The 5,770-nt window shown below is 39.5% G+C and carries 6 protein-coding genes and 1 pseudogene; 4 read left to right on the top strand and 3 right to left on the bottom strand.

Annotation, left to right across the window (positions count from 1 at the left end):
- A pseudogene (locus tag Q4D72_RS12050) lies at positions 1-228 on the top strand (IS1 family transposase); the annotation flags it as partial.
- Between the two features lie 877 nt (positions 229-1,105).
- Here the strand turns inward: Q4D72_RS12050 and Q4D72_RS12045 are convergent.
- The 3 genes from Q4D72_RS12045 to Q4D72_RS12035 all read right to left on the bottom strand — a co-directional run bounded on the left by Q4D72_RS12045 (position 1,106) and on the right by Q4D72_RS12035 (position 2,974).
- Positions 1,106-1,312 (bottom strand): hypothetical protein, encoded by a 207-nt coding sequence (locus Q4D72_RS12045; RefSeq protein ID WP_303078176.1) that lies wholly within the window; start codon positions 1,310-1,312, stop codon positions 1,106-1,108.
- A gap of 152 nt (positions 1,313-1,464) precedes the next feature.
- Positions 1,465-2,511 carry an isochorismate synthase gene (locus Q4D72_RS12040; protein WP_303078174.1) on the bottom strand — a complete coding sequence of 349 codons (1,047 nt, stop codon included), beginning with the start codon at positions 2,509-2,511 and terminating at the stop codon, positions 1,465-1,467.
- Between the two features lie 43 nt (positions 2,512-2,554).
- The gene (locus tag Q4D72_RS12035) at positions 2,555-2,974 is read right to left on the bottom strand and encodes a PaaI family thioesterase (protein ID WP_303078172.1); all 420 of its coding nucleotides are present in this window, start codon (positions 2,972-2,974) and stop codon (positions 2,555-2,557) included.
- Positions 2,975-3,072: 98 nt separating this feature from the next.
- Here Q4D72_RS12035 and Q4D72_RS12030 point away from each other — a divergent pair, with 98 nt between their 5' ends.
- From Q4D72_RS12030 to Q4D72_RS12020, 3 genes are all read left to right on the top strand, one after another.
- Entirely contained in the window at positions 3,073-3,954 is an 882-nt protein-coding gene (locus Q4D72_RS12030) for a DUF4835 family protein (RefSeq protein WP_303078170.1), read from the top strand.
- A 1-nt stretch (position 3,955) separates the two neighbouring features.
- Positions 3,956-5,020: a chorismate synthase gene (aroC, locus tag Q4D72_RS12025; protein WP_303078169.1), complete on the top strand. Its 1,065-nt coding sequence runs from the start codon at positions 3,956-3,958 to the stop codon at positions 5,018-5,020.
- Positions 5,021-5,400: 380 nt separating this feature from the next.
- Positions 5,401-5,625, top strand: coding sequence for a hypothetical protein (locus Q4D72_RS12020; protein WP_303078167.1), 225 nt, complete (start codon positions 5,401-5,403; stop codon positions 5,623-5,625).
- The last annotated feature ends 145 nt before the right edge of the window (positions 5,626-5,770 follow it).

Here is a 5,770-nt window from a genome sequence, read left to right as displayed (position 1 = left end):
ATAGAACAAGTTAGCATTAAAAAAGTACTGTCGGTTTTGGTTAGTTTCAATAGACAAATAAAACCTAAAGAATTGTTTTATAATCTGTTACAAGTAGATAAGCTTTGGACTTTTGTAGGTGAAAAGAAAAATAAAAGACAACTTATTTATGTGTATTCATCTGAAAAAAAAGAAGTTGTGGGTGGCAATGGGGAAATCGAAACAAGAAAACGGCTCGAAACTTCGTGAAAAATTGAAGAAATTAGGTGTACGTTTTAGATAAATTTGCATCGATAATTGGGAGGCTTTTGTTTGTGTTTTTCAGGAAGATAACTATAAAATTGGCAAAAAAAATACACCACTGATATTGAAGGAAATAACACACGTTTGATACACAGAATTCGCTGAGCTATCAGAAAAACTTGTTGTTTTTCAAAGAAACTCGAAAAGTCACTTTAAAGCCTTTGAAATTGCTTTTTTCTATATTAATTTTGAGTATATTTTATCATACTTTGGAAAACACGACCAAATTTTCAATATTTTTCTTGTGTAGTAATATAGTTAGTCAAAGTTATGAAGATTTGACAAAAATCATAACACTTATAACTTATTTCAATCGTGAATATAGGCAGTAATATGAGATGTACAAAACTACACTAACAAAAAAACATTAGAAATAAGGTAGTTACAACCAAAAAAGCCCGATTTTGAGCAAATTTTCAAATGTACAGCAACCGTAATTAACCGTAATTTTATCGAAAGATTTTTAAGCCAAAAAGCCCCACATTAAAGCCCTACCGTAATTTACTAAAACCCCAATAAAACAAACTCTTTTGGGGCTTTTTTATGTACTGAAACCACTAATTTAAAATTACTTTTAACGGCATTTTACAACCATACACCCCGAAAACACAAAATGTACAAAAAAATAATGGGTTGTCTCTGAACGACATAAAAAAGGGCTGAAAAAGCCCCCAAAATACACAAAACAGACCAAAAAAGCACCGAAACAGACCCCGAAAAACAACCTACTTAACATTAAAACATTGATCCACAATTGTTTGTAATTTTATAATGTTGCACATTACCTAAATTGGAGCTATTATATCCACAAGCGGGACACATATTAACGTTGTGGCTGAACGAGTGATTTTGATTGACTTGGTTGGTTAAATTGATTGACAGCCACAGCCTGAACTGACTTTAACGCTTGATTTTCTGCTTTTAAACGCTCATTTTCTGCCAGTAACAAGGCTTTGTTTTCCTCTAAAAGAGCCACATATTTATCATTCACTGGTACTGCCGACAGTTGGTTTTGCTCACTTTTAAGCATCTCGCCATCGCCAGTGAGCAACCTATCTAACGATATTTCGTTAAACGATTATTTAATTTTTATCAATATTTCGGTAATGGGAATACGCTCATTGCTGTCCGAATATTATATACGACAAATATTTTTTGATAGAAGTTATGTAGCAACAATGTTTAGGCAAGAATTGAAAACATTGTCTGTGCTTTATTTTGTGTTTCTTCCCATTCAGATTGCGGGTTGGAATCTTCCAAGATACCGCCACCAACATAAATAGAAATAGAGTCCGTTTCAATTTGCATACACCGTAAGTTTACGTAAAAATCAACAGCTGCAATTTCTTTTTGGGTTGTTCCGCAGTAACCACAGTAAAAAGCACGGTTGTAGCCTTCGTTTTCAATGATAAATTGCTTTGCAGCTTCATCGGGGAAGCCACACACAGCAGGAGTAGGGTGCAAAACTTGGGCAATTTCAAACGGATTTTCAGTTATGGAAAGTTGTCCCGTAATGTCGGTGCACAAATGCACGATATTGCCGGCTCGAACCGTTTTTACTTCCGATAGATATAACGCTTGCACGCGCCGTTGCAGTTTTTTGGCGATGACTTCCGTGACGATTTGTTGCTCATTACGCTCTTTTTCGCCCCATATATATCGGTCGGAAGCATTAGCCGGTTGTGTGCCGGCGAGTGCCATCGTTCTGAAGTTACCATTTTGTGCTTCCAGTAGCTTTTCGGGCGTTGCGGCGAGCCATATCCCTATTTTAGGATGTGAAAAGAGGTAACAAAAAGCCGAAGTATAGCGTGCAACCATCTGTTTGAAGGTGTTAATGGGGTGCGTCTTGTGAGGGAGGGTTATTTTTCGGGATATAACTACCTTATTCAGGTCGGTGGCACGCATTGTGTTGATGGCTTTTTGTACCAATGCGATGTGTTTTTGCTTTTCACACTCATCAAATGGAATGTCCGTTTGGTGTGGTGCTTGTATTTCGGTTAGGGGAAGTGCTTCGGCATACTGTCGGTCAGCTTTTAGTAAGAATGCTTGTCCGTTTTGCAGGTTGAAGGGAGCAAGCACAAAGCCATTTTGCGCAAACGAATGCGTGAAAGGATGCAATGTATCGCAGAATTGTTCGTACAACTCAACGATTTGTGCATTTGGTTTTTTAAAAATAACAAACGGGCGATTTAATCGGTATAATTCAGAAACTTTTTCAAAAACGGACATACGCAGTGCGCTTATAATGATTGTTTTTTAACGAATGCAGGCTTTATGCCTTTACTTTTATGGTAGTAAATTTGCAAAACGAAATGATTTTATCGTCTTGGTTTGTGATTTTTATCTCCCACAGTTGTAGGGTGCGTCCGGCATTGATACAGGTAGCTTTGGCAAAGACAGTATCGCCCAATTTTGCCGCTCGTAAGTGGTTGCCACTGAGCTCAATGCCCCGAATGCTTTCGCCCTCACCACGATACAACAGCCACGCACCGATACTTCCGGCAGTTTCAGCCAATGCCAGTGTTGCACCACCGTGAAGCACGCCGTTAATTTGGGTAACTTTCTCGGTTACGGGCATTTTTAAAATGATATAATCAGCGCCCAATTCCACAAAATCAACTTCCCAGAATTTCATTAGGTTATCATCGGAAACGCCGTTTATTTTGTTAAATAAAATGTCAATGTTACTCATAAATTTTGTCGTTTTTAAGGGTGTAAAAATATAATTTTTTTGAAATCTTTTTCGTATTGTGCAAAAATAAATTATATTTGGCGGTAAATAACACGTTTATGAAAAAATATTTTTTACTCGTAACCTTGATTTGGGGTAATTTACTGTGTGCGCAAGAGTTGCAAAGCATCATAACGATTAACACCCAACAGGTAAACGTAAGCAACAAAACGATTTTCAAAACGCTTGAAAAATCGCTGCAAGAGTTCATCAATCAAACCCAATGGACACATTTAAAAGTGCGTGAAAACGAACGGATACGTTGTAATTTTACGTTGGTTATCAATAAGTTTGATTCAAATAGGTTTGAAGCGAGCCTTTTGGTACAGTCGTCCCGACCTGTTTTTAATACGTCGTATCAAACACCCGTACTCAACATTCAGGATAAGGAGGTCGTTTTTTCGTATCAAGAATATGAACCGCTGACTTTCAATGCAAATTCGTTTCATTCAAACCTGACTTCGGTAGTGGCTTATTACGCCTATTTGATTTTGGGATTTGATGCTAATACGTTTGCACCTAACGGCGGGCATCCGTTTTTTGAACAGGCTCAAAATGTGGTGATTTCGGCACAAAGCAGTGGTTTTTCGGGTTGGACGGACGATGGTAAAAACAATCGTTGGCTGCTTGTCAATGAACTTCTTTCTGAAAATTATGCCAACTATCACAAAGCGTGGTACGGCTATCACCGTTTGGGATTGGACACGATGAGCGATAATGAAAAGACCGCCAAAGAAGAAATTCAAAAGGCTGTTTTACTGTTGGATAAAGTGCTGAGTTTGCGATTAAATTCATACGCTATGAATCTGTTTTTCAATGCTAAAACCGATGAAATTGTTTCTATTTTTTCCGGCGGAAGTATTTTTAATACAACCGTTTTGAAAGAAGTTTTGAGCAAAATAGCGCCATCACAAACCACCAAATGGAATCAAATTAAGTAATATGGCGGGAAATACATTCGGAACGTTGTATCGGCTCACGACTTTTGGCGAATCACACGGTGAGGCTTTGGGCGGAATTATTGACGGCTGTCCGTCGGGAATAACAATTGATTTTCAGGCAATTCAGAAGGAATTAGACCGCCGAAAACCCGGTCAGTCTGCCATCGTTACCCAACGGAAAGAAGCCGATGAGGTGCGTTTTCTCTCAGGAATTTTTGAAGGAAAAACCACCGGAACGCCCATCGGTTTTATTATTGAAAATACGAATCAGAAGTCGCACGATTACAGCCACATAAAAGACGTATATCGCCCCAGCCACGCCGATTATGTGTATGATAAAAAATACGGACATCGGGATTATCGCGGTGGTGGACGCAGTTCGGCTCGGGAGACGGTCTGCCGCGTGGTGGCGGGAGCGATTGCCAAGCAGGTTTTGAAAGAAATCCGTTTTTCGGCATATGTTTCTTCCGTAGGGGAAATTGCTGTAAATAAGCCTTATACGGAATTGGATTTGTCGCTCACGGAAACCAACCCCGTGCGTTGCCCCGACTTGGAATTAGCCCAACAAATGGAAACGTACATCAAACAAATTCGCAAAGACGGAGACACGGTCGGCGGAACGGTAAGCTGTGTAATTCAGAATGTTCCCGCAGGTTTGGGCGAGCCGGTTTTCGACCGATTGCACGCACAATTGGGTAAGGCGATGCTGTCCATCAATGCGGTGAAAGGTTTTGAGTACGGCAGTGGTTTTGAAGGAACGAAACAACGCGGAAGCCAGCACAACGACCTTTTCAACCCCGACGGAAGCACACAAACCAATCGTTCCGGAGGCATTCAAGGCGGTATCAGCAACGGAATGGATATCTATTTTAAGGTGGCGTTCAAGCCCGTGGCAACGCTGATGCAAACGCAACCCGCCCTGACTTCCGACGGAAATATCGTGGAAATGCAAGGCAAAGGCAGGCACGACCCCTGCGTAGTGCCGCGTGCCGTTCCTATCGTCGAGGCAATGGCAGCAATGGTTATTCTTGATTTTTATTTAATTGACAAAGCAATGAAAATGTAAGCATAAACGTCGGACACTGCCCAACGTTTATGCTTTTTGTGGCTTAATGGACAAAAATTAGACTGAAAACTCTGGAAAGCCTTATATTTGCTGCTTTTAAGGTTATGAATAAAAAAGTGCATTCGCTGTGGTAAAAAATTTACCAAGAAAAATGGGTTTGTAAAGGGCGTTCGGCTATACAAATCTCAGCATTGTGGTAAACAATTTTTGGGAGGAATCCGCCTAATCCCAGAAGTTCTCTGGCAGGAATACACCCAAGGAAAACAAACCTATTCCCAGTTGGTACAAAAATACGGCTGTTCACTAAAAACCATCTAGCAAAAAATAGATAGCTATAATATTGATAATCAAAAAAAACACCTCGAAAAGTCATCGTTTTAATGGACACGACCTATTGGGGAAAAACCTTTGGAGTGATGCTTTTTAAAGATGCCGTTACTAAGGAAAATTTATTCAAATATTTTGTCAAAAAGGAAACAAACGCATTATATATACAAGGAATTAAAGAACTGCAAAGCAAAGGTTTTCAGGCAGTTGCAATTGTTTGTGATGGCAGAAAAGGGTTGTTGCAATCCTTTGGAGCAATTCCTGTTCAGATGTGTTAGTTCCACCAATCGGAAATTATCCGCAGATATTTAACTAAAATTTGTATATCCGTAATCAAAAATAACTTTGTATATTTGCCTTAAAATCAGCAGTTATGAATATTTTTAGTTTCACGGCACATTTCGGCACGGAGGAGGATTGTCG

This window comes from Capnocytophaga sp. (genome assembly GCF_030532915.1).
Lineage (GTDB): Bacteria > Bacteroidota > Bacteroidia > Flavobacteriales > Flavobacteriaceae > Capnocytophaga.
The sequence above is the reverse complement of the archived record's forward strand: the minus strand, read 5'-3'. Positions and strand labels throughout refer to the sequence as shown.

Coding starts and splice junctions, on each gene's coding strand:
- Q4D72_RS12030 (WP_303078170.1), top strand. CDS start 3,073: ATGAAAAAATATTTTTTACTCGTAACCTTGATTTGGGGTAATTTACTG.
- Q4D72_RS12045 (WP_303078176.1), bottom strand. CDS start 1,312: ATGCTTAAAAGTGAGCAAAACCAACTGTCGGCAGTACCAGTGAATGAT.
- Q4D72_RS12035 (WP_303078172.1), bottom strand. CDS start 2,974: ATGAGTAACATTGACATTTTATTTAACAAAATAAACGGCGTTTCCGAT.
- Q4D72_RS12040 (WP_303078174.1), bottom strand. CDS start 2,511: ATGTCCGTTTTTGAAAAAGTTTCTGAATTATACCGATTAAATCGCCCG.
- Q4D72_RS12020 (WP_303078167.1), top strand. CDS start 5,401: ATGGACACGACCTATTGGGGAAAAACCTTTGGAGTGATGCTTTTTAAA.
- aroC (WP_303078169.1), top strand. CDS start 3,956: ATGGCGGGAAATACATTCGGAACGTTGTATCGGCTCACGACTTTTGGC.